Below are 17398 nucleotides of genomic sequence, written 5' to 3' on the forward strand. Positions count from 1 at the left end.
AAGGCGGAGGCAGAAATTTGGACGGATTACCGGAACCCCAAAGAAGGCGACGGGTTTTGGGTGAATCAGACAGAGGTGGAATACGGGGTGACGGATCGTTATAGCCTGGGGCTCTATGGCGTTTTTATCGAGGGACAAGGGTTCTCCGCGGTGAAAGTGGAGAACCGTTACCGCCTGAACGAGCCTGGCGAATGGCCCGTGGACACGGCCCTTTATCTGGAATTTAAGAAGGGGATCCAGGACAAAGCCCAGGATGAGATCGAAGGGAAAGTCATTCTCTCCAAGGATTGGGGCCCCGTGAATATTTCCGCCAATCCGATTTTGGAACTTGAAAAAGAGGAAAAGCCCGGCGGGGACGAGTGGGAATTGGAGGCGGGTCTGGCCCTGGGAACGTGTTACACCCGTTTCTGGAAGCGTGTGACCCCGGGTATTGAACTTTTTCTTGCGGAGAAGGAAAGCCGGGTCACGCCGGGATTCTACATCGACCTCGCTCCGGATGTCCGGTTGAACCTGGGTGCGGGGATCGGGATCGAGAAGGCGGCTGATCCTTTTCAGTTGAAGACCATTTTGGAGTTGGAGTTTTAAATGAGGCTTTTGGCCCCCACTGGGGTAACGTCAGATCCCGGGGTTGTTCCCTCTCCCCGACCCTCTCCCGCTTTCGAGGCGAGAGAGGGCGTGGTCATGGGAAAGAAGGGGGCGGTTCTGTGCCTGTGACTTCGTCGGTTTCCGTGGGCGCTCCGGCCAAAACCCGCACGCTCGTTCTCGTGGGGAACCCCAACGTGGGGAAGTCGGTGATTTTTGGGCGGTTGACGGGGCAGTACGCCACGGTGTCCAACTATCCGGGGACGACGGTGGAGGTCTCCTCGGGGTGGAGCTGGTTGGCGGGGGGGAAGTGGCGCGTGATCGACACGCCGGGGGTGAACTCGCTTTTGCCGTCCTCGGAGGACGAACGGGTGACGCGGGATTATTTACTGAAGGAACGGCCGGACGCGGTGTTGGCCGTTCTCGACTCAAAAAATCTGCGGCGCGGGTTGTTAACGACGTTGGAACTGGTGGACTACGGGATCCCCATGGTGGTGGCGTTGAATCTCGCCGATGAGGCGTTGGATCGCGGCATCGCGGTGGACGCCGCCGGCCTCAGCCGGCATTTGGGCGTTCCGGTGGTCCCGACCGTGGCCACCACGGGGGAAGGGATGGCCGAGTTAAAGCGCGCGGTGGAACGGGCCGCGAGGCCCATCCTTTCCACCAGGGATCCTTCGGAAATCGGGCGGGCCCTGGAAACCCTCGCTCCCCTTTTGGGGGAGGGAAATCCCGCGGCCCGCGCGGTCGGTTTGGCGCTCCTCTCGGGGGACGACACGGTTCTCACCTGGAGGCGGGAGGGGGGATCGTCCGAGGCGGCGCTCTTTCAAGCGGCGGAGCGGGAACGCGCTCGTTTTGCGCGGCCGCCCCGCCAAATCCTTTTTGATGGGCGGGAAGCCCGCGTGCGGGAGATCTGCGCGGAGGTGATGTCGATCCGGGGGCGGCTGGCGCCAAAAATATCCCAACGGCTCGGGCAATGGGCCCTTCGGCCCTGGCCGGGATTTTTGATCGCGGGCCTGGTCCTTTACGGGGTGTATGAATTTGTGGGCGTGTTCGGCGCGGGGATGGCGGTTAATTTTCTGGAAAAAACGGTGTTCGGCCAATGGATCACGCCGGGGGCGACCTGGCTGACGGAAAAAATCTTGCCCTGGCCCTTCGCCAGGGATCTTTTGGTGGGCCCCTACGGCGTGGTGAGCATGGCTTTCTCCTATGCCTTTGCGCTCATCCTTCCCATCGTGGCGACCTTTTTCCTGGCCTTCGGCCTCCTGGAGGATTCAGGCTACCTGCCTCGGCTTTCGGTGTTGTTGGACCGCGTGTTCCGCTTGATGGGTCTGAACGGGGCGCGCGGTCCTGCCCATGATTCTAGGGCTCGGGTGCGATACCATGGCCACCATGACCACGCGGATTTTGGACACGAAAAAAGAAAGGATGATCGTGACCCTTCTGCTGGCCCTTTCGGTGCCTTGTTCGGCCCAGCTGGCGGTGATCCTGGGGATGGCGGCCGGGCTCTCGCCGAAGGTCCTGGGGGTGTGGCTCTTTGTACTCGTGGGGACGACCCTCGCCACCGGATGGGCGGCTTCCCGAATACTTCCCGGGGCGCGCTCGACTTTTCTCATGGAGATCCCGCCGATCCGTCGGCCACTCTTTCGGAACATTTGGATGAAAATGCGGGTGAGGTTGACGTGGTATTTGAAAGAGGTGGTGCCTCTCTTCGTCTACGGAACCCTCGGGCTCTTTTTCTTGGACCGCTGGGGATGGCTCAAGGCGGCGGAGCGGGGGTTCTCTCCCATCGTTCAACAATGGCTCGGGCTTCCCGCCCAGGCCACCGAGGCGTTTCTGGTGGGGTTTCTTCGTCGGGATTACGGGGCGGCGGGCCTCTACTCGCTTCAGAAGGCGGGGCTCTTGGATTTGCGGCAGGTGACGGTGAGCCTGGTCCTTATCACGCTTTTCATGCCCTGCGTGGCCCAGTGGCTCATGATGTTCAAGGAGCGGGGATGGAAAGGGGCGCTGACCATCACGGTGGCGGTGCTGGCGGTGGCGTTGGGGATTTCGGGGGCGCTGAACCGGGTGATTCTTTTTTTTCCGTGGTTGGTGGGTGGGTAGAATAAAGGGGTCTATTGAAGGTTCTAACTTTATCGACGAAAAAACAACAGAGCTTCTTTCTCCCCCTTGGGGTGGGGCGGATGGGGCGGTGATCTTCGTTGGAAACACACCCTCTCCCTCCCCTCTCCCGCCAGCGGGAGAGGGAAATTCCTTTAGAAGGGCAAGAGAGGCAAAAAAAGGAAGGAGCTTTTTATGACGGAGACGCAAAAGTATCCTATGCCGACGGCGGAGCGTGAGGATGTGGAGGAATCGTTGGGGCTTCTTTGGCACAAACGGGAGGGGGGGGTGACGGACGCGGCGGGGCTCCGTTCGGCGCTCATCGCGGCGGGAAGCCCGGAGGGGTTCGATCGACTGCTTCGGCACGGGTTCATCCAGGAAGTTTCAGGCCGAACGATCATGACCCCGACGGGAGATGAACTGGCCCGAAACGTGGTTCGGCGTCTGCGGTTGGCGGAGCGGCTCCTGACCGACGTTTTGCTCATCGACCGGAACGCGGTGGACCCCAACGCCTGCGTGCTGGAACACAGCATTTCGCCCGAGGTCACCGAATCCATTTGCACGCTTCTCGGGCATCCCGCGGAGTGCCCCCACGGTCTCTCCATTCCGCCGGGGGCCTGTTGCGGACGAAACGACGGGCACCTCTCTCCCATCGTCACGCCGCTCTCCCGCCTGGCGGCGGGGGAAAGGGGCCGTGTGGCCTACCTTCAATTGAAAGACCATCCCGAACTGCACCGTTTGCTTTCCCTGGGCGTCATCCCGGGCGCGCCTCTCCACCTGCACCAAACCTTCCCGGCTTTCGTCGTGGAGGTGGGGGAAAGCCAACTGGCGTTGGAGTCCGCCATCGCCGCCCGGATCTTTGTGCGCCGGGCGGAGGGGCCTTTAATTTCGTAATATTTCCTTTCCATTCCAAAGGAAAGGACCCCCATGCCCCTCGCTCCCCTCACGCGCCCCATCGTTTTTTTTGACCTGGAGACCACCGGCCTTTTGGTGGAACTGGACCGGATCATCGAAATCGGTCTCATCAAGCTTTTTCCCGACGGGCGGACCGAGCGGCTCGTCCAACGGTTCAACCCCTCCATGCGCATTCCCCAGGAGTCCATCGCCATCCACGGAATCACCAACGACATGTTGAAGGACCAACCGGCCTTCCGCGATTGGGCGCCGCGGCTTTTTGAAATTTTCGAGGACGCGGACATCGGGGGCTTTTCTTTGAACCGATTGGACATCCCCATGCTCACGAAGGAGTTCACCCAAGCGGGTTTCGCGTTCTCCATGGACGGCCGCCGCATCGCCGACGCCAGCAAGATCTTTCGGGAAAAGGAACCCCGCAACCTCACCGCCGCCTACCGGTTTTACTGCGGCAAAGATCTGGTGGGCGCCCATTCGGCCGGAGCCGACGCCGAGGCCAGCTACGAAGTCTTTCTCGCCCAACTGGACCGCTACGGGGACCTCCCCAAAGAAATGAATGGGATCCATCGGTTTTGCACCGCCCCCGGGCCTTCCCAGGTGGACCTGGACGGGCGGTTGGTGTGGCGGGACGGCGAAGCCTATTTCAATTTCGGCAAACACCGTTTCCATAAATTGGCGGCCGTCGTCCAAGAGGATCCCGACTACATTAAATGGATCGTAGAGAAAGCCGATTTTTCACCCGACTTCGTTGAGATCTGTCGACAGTCCCGTCGGGGAATCTTTCCTCGCCAACCGCCGTCGGCCTTGCCGAAGAAGCCATGAATCACCAGCTGGTCATGTGGGTGGTGTTCAATTTGGTCGTGGCGGCGATGCTATACATCGATTTGGCGGTGGCGCAAAAGAAGAGCCACGCCGTCGGCATGAAAGAGGCCGCCCTCTGGAGCCTCGTCTGGGTGGGGGTGTCTCTCCTTTTCAGCGTTGGGATCCACTTCTATCTTTCCCCGGAAAAAGCTCTTCAGTTCCTGACGGGCTATGTCATCGAGAAATCTCTGTCCGTCGATAACATGTTCGTGTTCATTATGATCTTTTCGTTTTTTGCGGTTGAACCGGCCCAGCAACCGCGTGTTTTGAAATGGGGAATCCTGGGAGCGTTGGGCATGCGGTTCGTGCTTATTTTTGTTGGGGCGGCCCTCGTGGAGAGGTTCCACTGGGTCCTTTACCTCTTCGGAGCGATCCTTCTCTGGTCCGCCTACAAAATGGCTTTTGGCGTTGAAAAGCAGTTCAACCCCGATGAGAATCCGCTCTTTCGCCGATTGAAATCCATTCTGCCGATGACGGGAGTTCATGGGGACCGTTTTTTCGTCCGCATCGGAGGGCGGCTCCACACGACCCCGCTGTTCTTGGCTTTGGTCGTGGTTGAATTCAGCGATTTGGTGTTTGCCTTGGATTCCATTCCGGCCATTTTTTCCATCACGACCGACACTTTTCTGGTCTACACCTCCAATGTCTTTGCCATCCTGGGATTGCGCGCCCTCTATTTTTTGGTCAATGGTTTGGTTCAGATCTTCGCCTACTTGAAATACGGGGTGGCCGTCATTCTTGGCTTCGTCGGGATAAAAATGCTGGTCAACGAGTGGTTCCACATTTCAACCGCCGCGTCCATGGGAGTCGTGTTGGGGGTCCTCGTGCTTTCCGTGCTTCTGTCGGTGTTGCGGCGCCCTCGCCCCCCGGAGAAACTGGAGGGGGGCGCTTGACCCCTTACCAGCGGGCAGTGACCTCGCTCCAGTCGGCGCGGACCAACCGTTTTCCTTCCAAGCGCACGTTCAGCGCGACGGCGTCGTCGTAGTAGATCGAAAGGCCCCGGGCCTCCAGGGTTCCGCCCACCCGCACCGTTCCCAAAATCGCGGCGGCTCCCTCGTCGTGTTTTAACAGATCCCCCTGCACCCACACCAGGCCCCGGATCGCCGCGTTTTCGATGGTCAGACAACAGCGGCCCGGCTGGTCCGCCAGGGGAGCGAACCGTTCCCAGGTTTCTTTCGCCTCCGGCCCATACTCCCGCTGGGCCCCGGCCGGCAGGACCGAACGCAGTTCTCCCGACTGACCCTCCAACTTTAAATGATTTTCCGGCCCTGTTAAAATCAACGCTTCGACCTCCAGAAATGCCCCCCGGGCCGACAGTTTTGTTTCGATGGGTTCCGGGGTGTCGTTTTCAATCAGGATAACGGCCGTGGGGTCCGAGAGGGCGTACTTTCGGCCGTCCGGGGAGGCTTGGAAGCGGATTCCTTGGCCGCTGTTAGCCGAGGCGAGAAAATGGCCGGAGCTGGCGGGAGACGCCAGGGCGGGCCAGGACCCTTCCCCGTTCCATTCGACTCGGCCACCGGAATCGGGAACCAGCGGGATGGACGTTTTTTTGGCGCGCTCCCGGTAATAAGCCAAATCCAGAACGGGGGCGTCGCCCAGGGTTTTATCGTTGGAGCGCCGGTTCCCCGCCCCGTTTTCGCGGTCGTTCCAATACACGACCCGCCCCTGGGCGAATTTTCTGGGAAATCCATCCGTGTTTCCAAGCAAGAGGTTACCCCGGGCCACCACGGGCCCCCAGTGCACGTGGACCGACGGGCCCAGAGCCATGTCGCCCGCCGTTTGCAGGGCCGCGGGCAGGCCGTCTTTCGTAAAAACGGCCTGAAGCGCCCGGGTGTCCCCCGAGGTGGTGTCCAGTCCGGTGGTGAGAACCGTCACGTCCCTGGACGTGGGCCCGGGGACGAACCGTATCCGGTAAAAGCCCCCTGAGAAATCGGAATAGTTGAGATCGTCGTTGTAATGGGGCACGGCGGTCCCCACTCGCGCCCTTTGCCAAACGATCTCCGACTCTTGGAGTTTGGCCAAGCCGCGTTTCAGCCCCGCTTCCGCCAGGCGCCCGGCCACGGTGTTTATTTCCTTGGGGCGGGAGAGGATGTGTTCGGCGTTGATGAAATGAGCGGCGGGCGGGGCGAAAACCGCCAAGCCGAGAAGCGAAACCATGGCTCCCAAAAACGCGTGGCCGCGAAGGGGGATCGAAGATTTCTTTCGATGAGCGGGGGCGCGGGAGTCGTGGGGAGGAAGCGCCTCGGGCGAGTCGGAGACAGCGGGGTTTTGCGGCTCCGACAAGGTTTTTGCCGGACCGAGTGACGCTTTCGCTCGGCGCCAGGGATTCACCAAGAGGTTCCATCCTCTCCGCATTCCCTTCCTCCCGGCCCCGGGAGAAAAACGTCCGGGGTTCCGCTCCACGATAAGCTTGCCCCCGGCACCGCCAAATTTCAAGGGAAATTATTGTAACGGAAACTTTGACGGCCTAAACGATGATCGATAAAGTCAAGTAACATTTTTGTAAAAGTTTGGTTGATGAGGACGCGTGTCTTTTTCATCGATCCGGGGCCTGGGTGAGGGTTTGTGGGCGGTCCTCTCCGGGGCAAAGGAGAATCGGCGGGCTCACTCTCCGCCCTGGTTTTTGTAGAATGGGGACGTCACTCCAAAATACGAGGTCCGCCCCATGAACACGCCTGCCCACGTCGACATTGATCCTTCGCTTCCGACTTCCCCCCCCGGAGATCCGGCGCTGGATGTCTTTCGGGGGGACCGGCGGGACCTGGACGTTTTCTTTCGTCCCAAATCGGTGGCCGTGGTCGGCGCCACCGAGCATGCGGGCACCGTGGGGCGGACGTTGTTGTGGAACCTTATTTCCTCTTCCTTCGGCGGTACCGTTTATCCCGTGAACCCCAAACGGCCCAGCGTGCTGGGCATCAAGGCCTATCCGCGCATCTCCGACGTGCCCGAGGCGGTGGATCTGGCCGTCATCGCCACGCCGGCCCCGACGGTGCCGGACGTGATCGCCGAGTGCGTGTCCCTGGGCGTTCCGGGAGCCATTGTGATCTCGGCGGGTTTTAAGGAACACGGCGCCGAAGGGGCCGCCCTGGAAAAGCGCATGCGGGAAATTTCCCGGGGAAAAATGCGGATTTTGGGCCCCAACTGCTTGGGCTTTATGTGCCCGCCTTCGGGTTTGAACGCCACCTTCGCCAAGGGAATTTCGGCCAAGGGTTCCGTGGGGTTCCTGAGCCAATCCGGAGCGCTTTGCACGGCGGTCTTGGATTGGAGTTTCCGTGAGAAAATCGGGTTTTCGGCCTTCGTGTCTTTGGGGTCCATGTTGGACATCGGGTGGGGCGACCTGATCGACTATTTGGGCAACGACCCGAAAACGGAAAGCATCGTTATCTATATGGAATCGGTGGGGGACGCCCGGGCCTTCATGTCGGCGGCGCGGGAAGTATCCATGACGAAACCCATCATCGTGATCAAAGCCGGGCGTACGGACGCCGCCGCGAAAGCGGCGGTGAGCCACACGGGGTCCCTGGTGGGGCGGGACGACGTGTTGGACGCCGCCTTCGAACGGTGCGGTGTGATCCGGGTGGACGCCATCTCCGACCTCTTTCAAATGGCCGGCACGTTGGCCAGACAGCCCCGGCCCAAGGGGCCCCGGTTGACCATCGTGACCAACGCCGGAGGGCCCGGCGTTTTGGCGGCGGATTCCTTGATCGAGAATGGCGGCCAGTTGGCGGAACTGAGCGCCGACACCATGAAAGAGTTGAACGGGTTCCTTCCGGCCCCTTGGAGCCACGGAAACCCGGTGGACGTTTTGGGGGACGCCGACGCGGCCCGTTACGGCCACGCCTTCGAGGCGGCGGCCAAGGACCCCAATTCCGACGGGCTCCTCTTGATTCTGACGCCCCAGGACATGACGGATGCCACCGGATCGGCCCAGCAGTTGGCGCTCAAAGCCGGAACCCTGGGGGGGAAACCCATCCTGGCCAGTTGGATGGGGGGAGAGACTGTGGAAGCGGGTCGGAACATTCTCGCGGCCGCGGGCGTGCCGGTGTTCAATTATCCGGACACCGCCGCCAAGATCTTTTGCACCATGTTTTCCTACAGCGCCAACCTCCAGTCCCTTTACGAAACGCCCCGCCATTCGGCCGGGGTCGACGGCAAGGGCGTGGACCTGACACAAGTGAGCGCGTTGATTGAGACCGCGCGGGCCGCCGGACGGACCGTGTTGACGGAAGAAGAGTCCAAAAGGCTCCTCTCCCTCTATGGGATCCCGACGGTGGAAACCCGGCTCGCGGCCACGGCCGAGGACGCGGCTCGCGAGGCCGACGCCTTGGGATATCCCATCGTCCTGAAGCTTCATTCCGAGACCGTCACCCACAAGTCCGACGTGGGGGCGTGATCCTCAATCTGGAAGACGCTTCCGCCGTCCGTCAGGCCTTTGACACCATTCGAAAAAACGTGGCCTCCCTCAAGGGGCCCGGCCATTTCGGCGGGGTTTCCGTCCAGCGCATGATCCGCTTAGAGGGGAACGAAGTGATCCTGGGCGCCAGTCCTGATCCCCAGTTCGGCCCGGTTCTCCTCTTCGGGACGGGGGGGAAACTGGTGGAGATTTACCAGGACAAAGCCCTGGGCCTTCCGCCGCTCACGAACATCCTGGCTCGCCGCATGATGGCCAAGACGAAAATTTGGAAAGCGCTTCAAGGCGTGCGCGGGCAAAAAGCCGCGGATCTGGCCACCTTGGAGCGGGTGATGATCCGTTTCAGTTGGCTGGTGTTGGAGCAAACGGCCATCAAAGAGATCGACATCAACCCGCTCTTGGTGTCCCCCGAGGGCGTGGTCGCCATGGACGGACGGGTCGTCCTTTATACAGCGGAGGAAGAAAAGTCCCGGGTCCGCTCGGCCATCCGTCCCTACCCGATCTCCTACGACAAGCCCGGCACGGCCAGAGATGGAACCCCCATGCGGTTTCGGCCGGTGCGGCCGGAAGACGAGCCGCTCCTGGTGGAGTTCCACGGGAAAGTGTCGGAACGGAGCGTGGCGAGCCGTTATTTAAAGACCTTTGAGTTCAGCGAGCGGGTGGCCCACGAGCGCCTTCGCCGGGTGTGCTTCGTGGATTACGATCGGCAGATGGTGATCGTGGCGGAGCAGCCGGGGAAGGAAGGCCAGCCGTCGTCCCTTTGGGCGGTGGGGCGGCTTTCTCGACGTCCTGGAACCCAGAGCGCCCAGTGGACCATGCTGGTGGCGGACCCCTACCAGAACCGCGGCGTGGGGACCGAGTTCCTAAAGCACATGATCCACATCGCCCGCGAGGAACGGCTTAAAATTCTTTGGGCGGATATTCGGCAGGACAACGAGGACATGCTTCATATTTCCGAGCGGCTGGGGTTCCGCCACACGACCTGTACCGACGGCACCGTCCGCGCCCAACTCGTTTTGTGAGGTCGGTTCGGAACGTGAGTCCCTTCGGCGTGCCCGTGCGGGTTCCGGGTTCCCGCCCATGATTCCCACCGTCGGATACGCGGCCCCGGCGGCCGGCGCGCCCCTGGCGAAGTTTCAATTCGAACGGCGGGACCCCGGGGACCGGGACGTTCGGATCGATATCCTCTTTTGCGGCATCTGCCACAGCGACGTCCATTCCTCCCGGGGCGAGTGGGGCGAGGGGCATTTCCCCCTGGTCCCCGGCCATGAAATCGTCGGGCGCGTGGAGCGAACGGGGGCCCGGGCCACGCGGTTTAAACCGGGGGACCTGGTGGGCGTCGGGTGTTATGTGAATTCCTGCCGGACCTGCGCCTCCTGCCGAGAGGGACAGGAAGGCTATTGCGAGGCCGGCCCCCTTTTCACCTACAATAGCCAAGACAAAACCGGTGGTTTTACCCAGGGGGGATATTCTTCCACGATCGTGGTGGACGAGGATTTTGTCCTGCGGATTCCAGACGGTCTTTCGCCGGAGAGGGCGGCGCCGCTCCTCTGCGCGGGCATCACCACCTACTCCCCTTTGAAACGCTGGAAGGTGGGGCGGGGGCACCGGCTGGGCGTGGTGGGCCTCGGCGGACTGGGGCACATGGCCGTTAAGTTCGGGTCGTCCTTCGGGGCCCAGGTGACCGTGTTCAGCACTTCTCCCGGCAAGGAAACCGAAGCCCGTCGGTTGGGCGCCCGGGATTTCGTGCTGGTCAAAGACGCGGCGCGGATGTCCGCTCTCTCGAAGCGGTTCGATTTTATCCTGGACACGGTGTCGGCGGCCCATAACATGGACGGACTATTGGAACTCCTTCGCCGCGATGGCGCCTTGATCCTGGTGGGCGCGCCGCCGGACCCGATCCCCGTGTCGGCCTTCTCTCTCATCCTCGGCCGGCGCAGTCTGGCCGGGTCCCTGATCGGGGGAATCCCGGAAATCCAGGAGATGTTGGACGCTTGCGGCAAAACCGGCGTTCAATCCGACGTGGAGGTCATCGCCCCGTCCCAGGTGAACGCCGCCTTCGATCGGGTCGTCCGGGGGGACGTCCGCTACCGGTTTGTTTTGGACATGAAAAAAATCTAACCCCATGGACCTTTACTTCGACAACGCGGCCACGTCTTGGCCGAAACCGCCGGCGGTGGTGAAAAGCCTAGAGGTTTATCAGCGCACCGTGGGGGCCAGCGCGGGCCGGGGGGCCTATCCCCGGGCCCAGGCCTCCGGCGAGGTGTTGGCGGGGTGCCGCCGGGCCTTGGCGGGGCTCGTGAACGCTCCCGATCCGGGGCGGGTGATCTTCACGCTCAACTGTTCAGACGCCTTGAACCTGGCCATCCACGGATTTCCTTGGCGCCGGGGGGATCGGGCGCTCGTGACGCCCTTCGAACACAACTCCGTTCTTCGTCCTCTCCACGCGCTCAAGGCGCGCCGCGGCATCGCCATCGACCTCCTGCCGGTGGACGGGGACGGCCGCGTCGTGGTCTATAAACTGCCGGGCGTCCTTCGACCCCGGACCCGCCTGGTGGCCTGCGTGCACGCCTCCAATGTGACGGGCGTCGTTCAACCCGTGGCGGAGGTGGGCGCCTTCGCTCGACGGAAAGGAATCCTATTCTTGGTGGACGCCGCCCAGTCGGCGGGGGCCCTGCCCATCGACGTGAGTAAAATGAACATCGATCTGCTGGCTTTTCCAGGGCACAAGGGCCTGCTGGGGCCCCTCGGCACGGGGGCCTTGGTGATGTCGCCGGACGTGGACCTGGACCCGCTCCGCCAGGGGGGGACCGGGAGCCTTTCGGAAAAAGAAGTTCAGCCGGAATTTTATCCCGACCGTTTGGAGACCGGCAGTCACAACGCCCCGGGCCTGCTTGGTCTTTGGGAAGGAGTGCGTTTCGTGTCCCAACGGGGCGTGGCGAGCATTCGGCGCCACGAGCGGGCGTTGTTGGACCAGTTTCGGGAAGGGATCCAGCGGGTTCCCGGGGTTCGTTTTTTTGGACCGGCCAAAACCGTTCACCAGGCCGCGGTGGTTTCGCTTTTGTTCGGAAACGAGGACCCCCGTCGGACGGCCGCCCGGTTGTGGGCCCGGAGTCGAGTGATGGTTCGGGCCGGGCTCCACTGCGCTCCGTGGGCCCATCGTCAGATCGGGACCTTTCCCCTGGGAACCTTCCGTTTTTCCTTCGGGCCTTTCGTGACCCCGCGCCACATCGATCGCGCCGTGGCCGCGCTCCGAGCCCTCTAAGACTTTCGCCCATGTCCCGTTCCGTCAATCCCGTCGAAGCGCTTTTTCAACAGATGCGTCTGCGTCCGTTCCATGCCCTCCGAGAGCGGTGGAAGGAAGGCTACGGTCTGCGTGATTTTCGGGCCGATCTTTTGGCCGGGGTGACGGTGGGCCTCGTGGCCTTGCCCCTTTCCATGGCGCTCGCGGTGGCGAGCGGCGTTGCTCCGCAATACGGGCTTTACACCGCCATCGTGGCGGGGTTCGTCGTCCCGCTTTTCGGCGGGTCCCGGACCCAGGTAACGGGGCCCACGGCCGCGTTCGTGGTGATCCTGGCGCCCATCGCGTCGCGGTTCGGATTGCCCGGTTTGTTGATCGCGGGGTTCATGGCCGGGGTTTTGTTGGTCGTGATGGGCGTGGCGCGCATGGGGCGGGTGATCCAGTTCGTGCCCTATCCGGTGACCACGGGGTTCACGGCGGGGATCGCCCTTGTCATCGCCACCTTGCAGATGAAGGACTTCTTTGGCCTTCAACCCGGCCCGCTTCCGGATCATTTCCTCGCCCGAGTGGGCGCCTTGTGGTCGGCTCGGGCGACCGGGTCTTGGCCGGAATTGGCCGTCGGTCTTTTCACTTTGGGCCTCATGGTTCTGTGGCCCAAAATCTCCCGCCGGGTTCCGGCCCTGCTGGCCTCCCTGGTCCTCGTCACCGTTGGAGTGGCCCTGGCGCATCATTTTTGGCCCACGTTCCAGGTGGCCACGATCCAATCCCGTTTTCCATCCGCCACGGGAGGCGGCGTTCCATCGGGGCCGCCGCCCTTCCAGTGGCCCTGGCGTTGGACGGGCCCCGAGGGAGTTCCTCCTACCTTGAACTTGGGTTATATTGAGTCCCTCGTTCCCGCCGCTTTCGCCATCGCCCTTTTGGGCGCCATTGAATCCCTGCTTTCCGCCGTGGTGGCCGACGGCATGACCCGCACCCGCCACGACCCCGACGCGGAGCTGGTGGCGCTGGGCCAAGGGAACATGCTGGGGGCCTTGTTTGGCGGCATCCCGGCCACCGGCGCTTTCGCTCGAACGGCCGCGAACATAAGGGCCGGCGCCCGCTCGCCCGTGGCGGCCATGGTTCATGCGCTTTTTATCCTGTTGGTCGTCTTGTTTTTCGGCGCGGTGATTTCCCAGGTTCCCATGGCGGCCATGGCGGCTCTTCTCTTGGTGGTCGCTTACCACATGTCGGAGATCCATCGGGTGCGCCAATTGATCCGGCTCGCTCCGCGGAGCGACATCTTGGTTCTTCTGGTCTGTTTCACCTTGACGGTGGCCTTCGATATGGTGATCGGGGTTTCGGTGGGGATCGTTTTGGCCGCATTGCTCTTCCTTCGCCGCATGGCCGGGCACACCCGCGGGCGGGTGGTGGTTCAAGGCCACGCGGCCGACGGGCGGACCTGGCCCAAAGACGTGTTCGTCTATGAAATCAACGGTCCCCTCTTTTTCGGAGCCGTGGAAAATGCGATCGGGGCGCTCCGCGCCATCGGGCAGGAGGCCCGTTCGGTGATCCTTTTAATGGAGGACGTCTCCCACCTGGACGTGACCGCGCTCGTATCGCTGGAGAGCGCGCTCATGGACCTCCTGCGTTCCCGCCGGCAGGTGTCCCTCGTGGGCGCGGGTCACCAACCGCTCCGGCTTCTTCGGCAGGCCGGTCTGGTGGGAGAGGGGCGGCCCGTTCACTCCTGCGCGACGGTGGAAGAGGCCTTGGCCCATTTTGCCGAAAGGAAATAACAATGAACGAAAAAACAACACCGAAGAATAACGCCGCCAAAGGACTTTCCGGGTCGAGCGAACAACGATTGGCGGGCGCGGCGTCCGTGACGGACGGCGGGCAGGAAGCGAGGGTCATCCAATACATCAACCTAAAACTGGCCGCCCGGGGCCAGCCCACGTACGGGGGGGTCTCCAACGATTTGTTGGAAGTGGCGTGGCCCCTCCTTCAAAACCATCAGGAAAAAAGCCGTCTTTTGGCGGGCCATCTGTGCCCCGCCGACCGCCGGGTTCAGAATTTCCTGGACGCCTATTTTAAAGAATCTCCGGGCGCGGATCCCGTGGCTCTTCCGAACCTGACGTTCACGCTGGACCGGGCGGGCCTGGCGCGGGCGTTTTCTCTCCCGCCGGACCAGGACTTTTTTGCCTCCGATGTGGTCCAAACCTACCGGGTGAAGCAGGGGATTCTGCACAACCCCAAAAACGATCGTCGGACCACCGCGGGGGTTTTCCATGTGGCGGAAGGGGGCCTTCCGATTGCCTGGGACAAAAAAGCCGTGCCCAAAGGGGTGTATCGAAACCTTTTGGCGGCGGCGGTGCGCCCTCCGGAAAACTTGATGGTGTTGCCCTTCACCGCGGGGCAATTCGACCGGGCGCGGGTGTGGGTCTCCCTCCTCCTGCGTCCGCTGGTTTGCCCGGCGGTGCCGGGCCGTCGGCCGGAGAAACGGATGGAGGTTCGGTTCTTCGCCCCCGGTTCGCTCGTTGGAAACTTGGATTTTCTGGAACGTATTTTCGGGAACGGGGGCGACCCCTCGCTTCCCGCCAACGACGCGGCCCTGGACCCGGACGGTTGGACCGGCCACAGCGGTTGCGTGATCCTGGCCCCGCATTTGGTCACGCTCAAGAAAAAGGACCTGGGTCTGCCGCCCGCGGCCTCCGCCACCGCGCGACAAAAACGCGACGGGATGTGCTGGGCCGACCCCGAGGAACTTTACAACGAAGGACAGGCGTTCAAGGTCACCGCCCGGGACGCGCGGGGGGTGATGGTCACCGTGATCGCCGACAACTATTTCGGTTACTGTAAGAAGGAAGTCAAAACCCAGATCAGTTTTGCCGCCAACCTGTCCGGCTGGGCGGAGGAAGAGCACGCCGGGGGGGCCGTGGCGTTCCCCAACTACGACCTGGGCGTGCGGTTCGTCCAAGAAGATTTAGCGCTTCCCCAAAATGGCTTGACCTTTGCCGACGTGGCGGCCCTTTACGGCGAGTGCATGGACCTTCAACCGGAAGGGCACGGCGTGGACCTCCGGTTTCCGGACGTTTTGTACGTCCCCGAGGACGCCGTCTTCGATATGCTGGCGAAGACCGTCACTTGGAACCTCAACGGAGAGAGCCGGACGATCCCTCTTCTCGCCCGAAACATTCACCTGCTTCCGAACGGCTACAAGGTGGGGCTCTCCCGGGTTTCGGGAGGACAAGGCTGGCACTTGACCGGGACTTCCGCCGAGGGGACCCTTTGCCATAAACCCAGTACCGTGAGCGGCGGGGGAAAATCCGAGATCTCCAAATCCATCGAGGACGCCATGATTCAGGGCCCGGTCTTCGTGGCCGACTTCCCGAAAGATATGGAGGCCGTGGAGCGCATCATTAGCCGGTCTTACGGCGATCGGTTCAAGGACCCCAGAATGGCCCAGCGGGTCTCGCGTCCCATTCTGGGCCCGGAACGGTCCCTGGGTTCGGTGATTAAACTCCTCACCCCGGGTCCGACCTACAACAATGATTTCAACGAATGGTTACGGTCCATCCCGCCCCACGTCAAAGACCAGGTGTTCATCTTGAAGCGCTTCCACCAGCCGGACTGGGGGGCGGACTGGCGGAGCCATTTCAGCGTGGACATGGTGAACGGAGCTCCCGGCCACGAGCTGAAGTTGGACGGCCGACGGCTTCGGGCCAGCTACCTGCGGGTGGGGTTCGAACGGGACGGGTCGCGGCGGATTTATCGCGTTCGGCAGGATTTTTCCCGCACGGAGAAGATCCAGGTGGAAGACGACATCACGGTTTCCGTCGTCGTGCCGCGGACCCATTTGACGGGACTCAACCCGTCTTACCCGAACCCCAGCGTCAAAATCGTGGGGAACTGCGAAGAGCGTTTGTTTCAACGGCCCGATGACGCCGTCCTTCCGGGTTACGACAAACAGGCGGAAGCGGATATGGCGGGCCGGGACGTGTTCCTTTCCAACTGGGAACCGCTGGGGCGGTCCGAAGCGAGTGAGATGGAGCAGGACGCCCTGACCTTTGAACTGTTCACCCAACCGGTTCGGACGCTCTTTGAACGGTTCCTGGCGGACGGGAAACCGGCCTATATCGTCTCCTCGGCACGGCCGAGACTGGTGGACGGAAAACCTTCTAAAAACCCCCGCTACCTCCAAGAGCGGCCCGATCGGATGAACCCCCGGGCCGTCCACTTGGCGGAGATGGGCACCCGTCTGTTCCGAAAGATTCTCATGGGTCAGCCGGTCCCCTGGGTGGTGAACGCCGTGCTCCCGGCCCGCCGGAACAATCCCCCGGAAGCCGCCAAAGGCGGAGCGGGGGCCCCGCCGCTCTGCGTCTACAATCCCATTCATTACCAGGAACTGCCGGAACTGTTCATGGACTTCATTTGCAGTCTGACGGGGAAATCGCCCTCCACCACGGGGTTTGGCTCGGAGGGCGCCCTCACCAAGGGGCCCTTCAACGCCCTTCCTCCCGTCATTGATTTGAACAACGCCCTGGTTTCCTTTATTCTCACCGGCGCCCACGGTTTTTCCACGGCGGCGGGCTACGTGGGCCCCCATTTCCGCGTGGACCACGACATCAGCTTGTTGGTTCCGGAAATCTGGGCCCGAATGAGCGTCGAGGAACTGGACCCGGCGTTTTTGATCCGGGAAGGATATCTCGAACCCGTGGTTGATTTCGATCACCAGGGGCGGCGGATTTTGGCAAGCCGGTTGGGCTACCGCATCACCCAACGGTTCGTGCGGGGGTTTTGGGTCGGGTCTTCAACAACCCGAACGTGGTATTGACGGACGAAATGCTCCGGCCCGAAATCCAGGATCGGGAGGTTTTCGTGCAGGGGGTCGAGGCGATCGTGTCGGCCCAGCGGAGGGTGGCGGAGGATTATTTCGCGGACGGGAGCATCGCCTTCGCCTGCCCCCCGATCCGGGCGCTTTTGCACCTGATGGCCAAGGGGAATTTTGAGGGAAAGGACCTTTCCCATCCCGACGTCCGTCGGCTTTTCACGCGGGAAACCCTGCTGGCCAGCGACTGGTACCAGGTGCGTTTGGCGAACCAGCAGTCCAAGGACGTCGCCCTCGCCCGCCGTCACGTGGCGAGCCTGGAGGACGCCGTCAAATCGTTCGGGACCGAGGAATCCACCCGGCTCGGTTTCCATCAACGGCTGGCGCGCGCGCGCCAGATGTTGAAAGAGGCCGAAGCCCTCGGCGCCCGCGCCTCGCTCGTCGGCACGCTCGGCGCCGACCCCTACTGTTCTTGAAATCTTTAGGGGCG

General features: G+C 62.3%; 9 protein-coding genes and 2 pseudogenes. 10 read left to right on the forward strand and 1 reads right to left on the reverse strand.

What is annotated here, in order from left to right; all coding sequences use genetic code 11:
• Window positions 1–60 precede the first annotated feature (60 nt).
• The 5 genes from IPP35_00005 (at window position 61) to IPP35_00025 (ending at window position 5345) form a co-directional block, all read left to right on the forward strand.
• Window positions 61–585 carry a hypothetical protein gene (locus tag IPP35_00005; protein MBL0057534.1) on the forward strand — a complete coding sequence of 175 codons (525 nt, stop codon included), beginning with the start codon at window positions 61–63 and terminating at the stop codon, window positions 583–585.
• A gap of 119 nt (window positions 586–704) precedes the next feature.
• Window positions 705–2687 carry a ferrous iron transporter B gene (locus tag IPP35_00010; GenBank protein MBL0057535.1) on the forward strand — a complete coding sequence of 661 codons (1983 nt, stop codon included), beginning with the start codon at window positions 705–707 and terminating at the stop codon, window positions 2685–2687.
• A 187-nt stretch (window positions 2688–2874) separates the two neighbouring features.
• Window positions 2875–3573: a metal-dependent transcriptional regulator gene (locus tag IPP35_00015; protein ID MBL0057536.1), complete on the forward strand. Its 699-nt coding sequence runs from the start codon at window positions 2875–2877 to the stop codon at window positions 3571–3573.
• A gap of 33 nt (window positions 3574–3606) precedes the next feature.
• On the forward strand, window positions 3607–4413 hold the full coding sequence (locus IPP35_00020; protein MBL0057537.1) for a 3'-5' exonuclease: 807 nt from the start codon (window positions 3607–3609) through the stop codon (window positions 4411–4413).
• Window positions 4410–5345 (forward strand): TerC family protein, encoded by a 936-nt coding sequence (locus IPP35_00025; GenBank protein MBL0057538.1) that lies wholly within the window; start codon window positions 4410–4412, stop codon window positions 5343–5345. Before IPP35_00020 ends, IPP35_00025 begins: the two co-directional genes overlap by 4 nt.
• A 4-nt stretch (window positions 5346–5349) precedes the next feature.
• Here IPP35_00025 and IPP35_00030 read toward each other — a convergent pair whose 3' ends face one another.
• The gene (locus IPP35_00030; protein ID MBL0057539.1) at window positions 5350–6807 is read right to left on the reverse strand and encodes a hypothetical protein; all 1458 of its coding nucleotides are present in this window, start codon (window positions 6805–6807) and stop codon (window positions 5350–5352) included.
• A 310-nt stretch (window positions 6808–7117) separates the two neighbouring features.
• Here IPP35_00030 and IPP35_00035 point away from each other — a divergent pair.
• From IPP35_00035 to IPP35_00055, 5 genes and pseudogenes are all read left to right on the forward strand, one after another.
• Window positions 7118–9885, forward strand: a pseudogene (locus IPP35_00035) (bifunctional acetate--CoA ligase family protein/GNAT family N-acetyltransferase).
• A gap of 58 nt (window positions 9886–9943) precedes the next feature.
• Window positions 9944–10984, forward strand: coding sequence for an NAD(P)-dependent alcohol dehydrogenase (locus IPP35_00040; protein MBL0057540.1), 1041 nt, complete (start codon window positions 9944–9946; stop codon window positions 10982–10984).
• A gap of 4 nt (window positions 10985–10988) precedes the next feature.
• The gene (locus IPP35_00045; protein ID MBL0057541.1) at window positions 10989–12128 is read left to right on the forward strand and encodes an aminotransferase class V-fold PLP-dependent enzyme; all 1140 of its coding nucleotides are present in this window, start codon (window positions 10989–10991) and stop codon (window positions 12126–12128) included.
• A gap of 11 nt (window positions 12129–12139) precedes the next feature.
• On the forward strand, window positions 12140–13876 hold the full coding sequence (dauA, locus tag IPP35_00050) for a C4-dicarboxylic acid transporter DauA (protein MBL0057542.1): 1737 nt from the start codon (window positions 12140–12142) through the stop codon (window positions 13874–13876).
• 68 nt (window positions 13877–13944) lie between these two features.
• Window positions 13945–17384: pseudogene (locus tag IPP35_00055) on the forward strand (hypothetical protein).
• The last annotated feature ends 14 nt before the right edge of the window (window positions 17385–17398 follow it).

Source organism: Elusimicrobiota bacterium (genome assembly GCA_016721625.1).
GTDB lineage: Bacteria > Elusimicrobiota > Elusimicrobia > FEN-1173 > FEN-1173 > JADKHR01.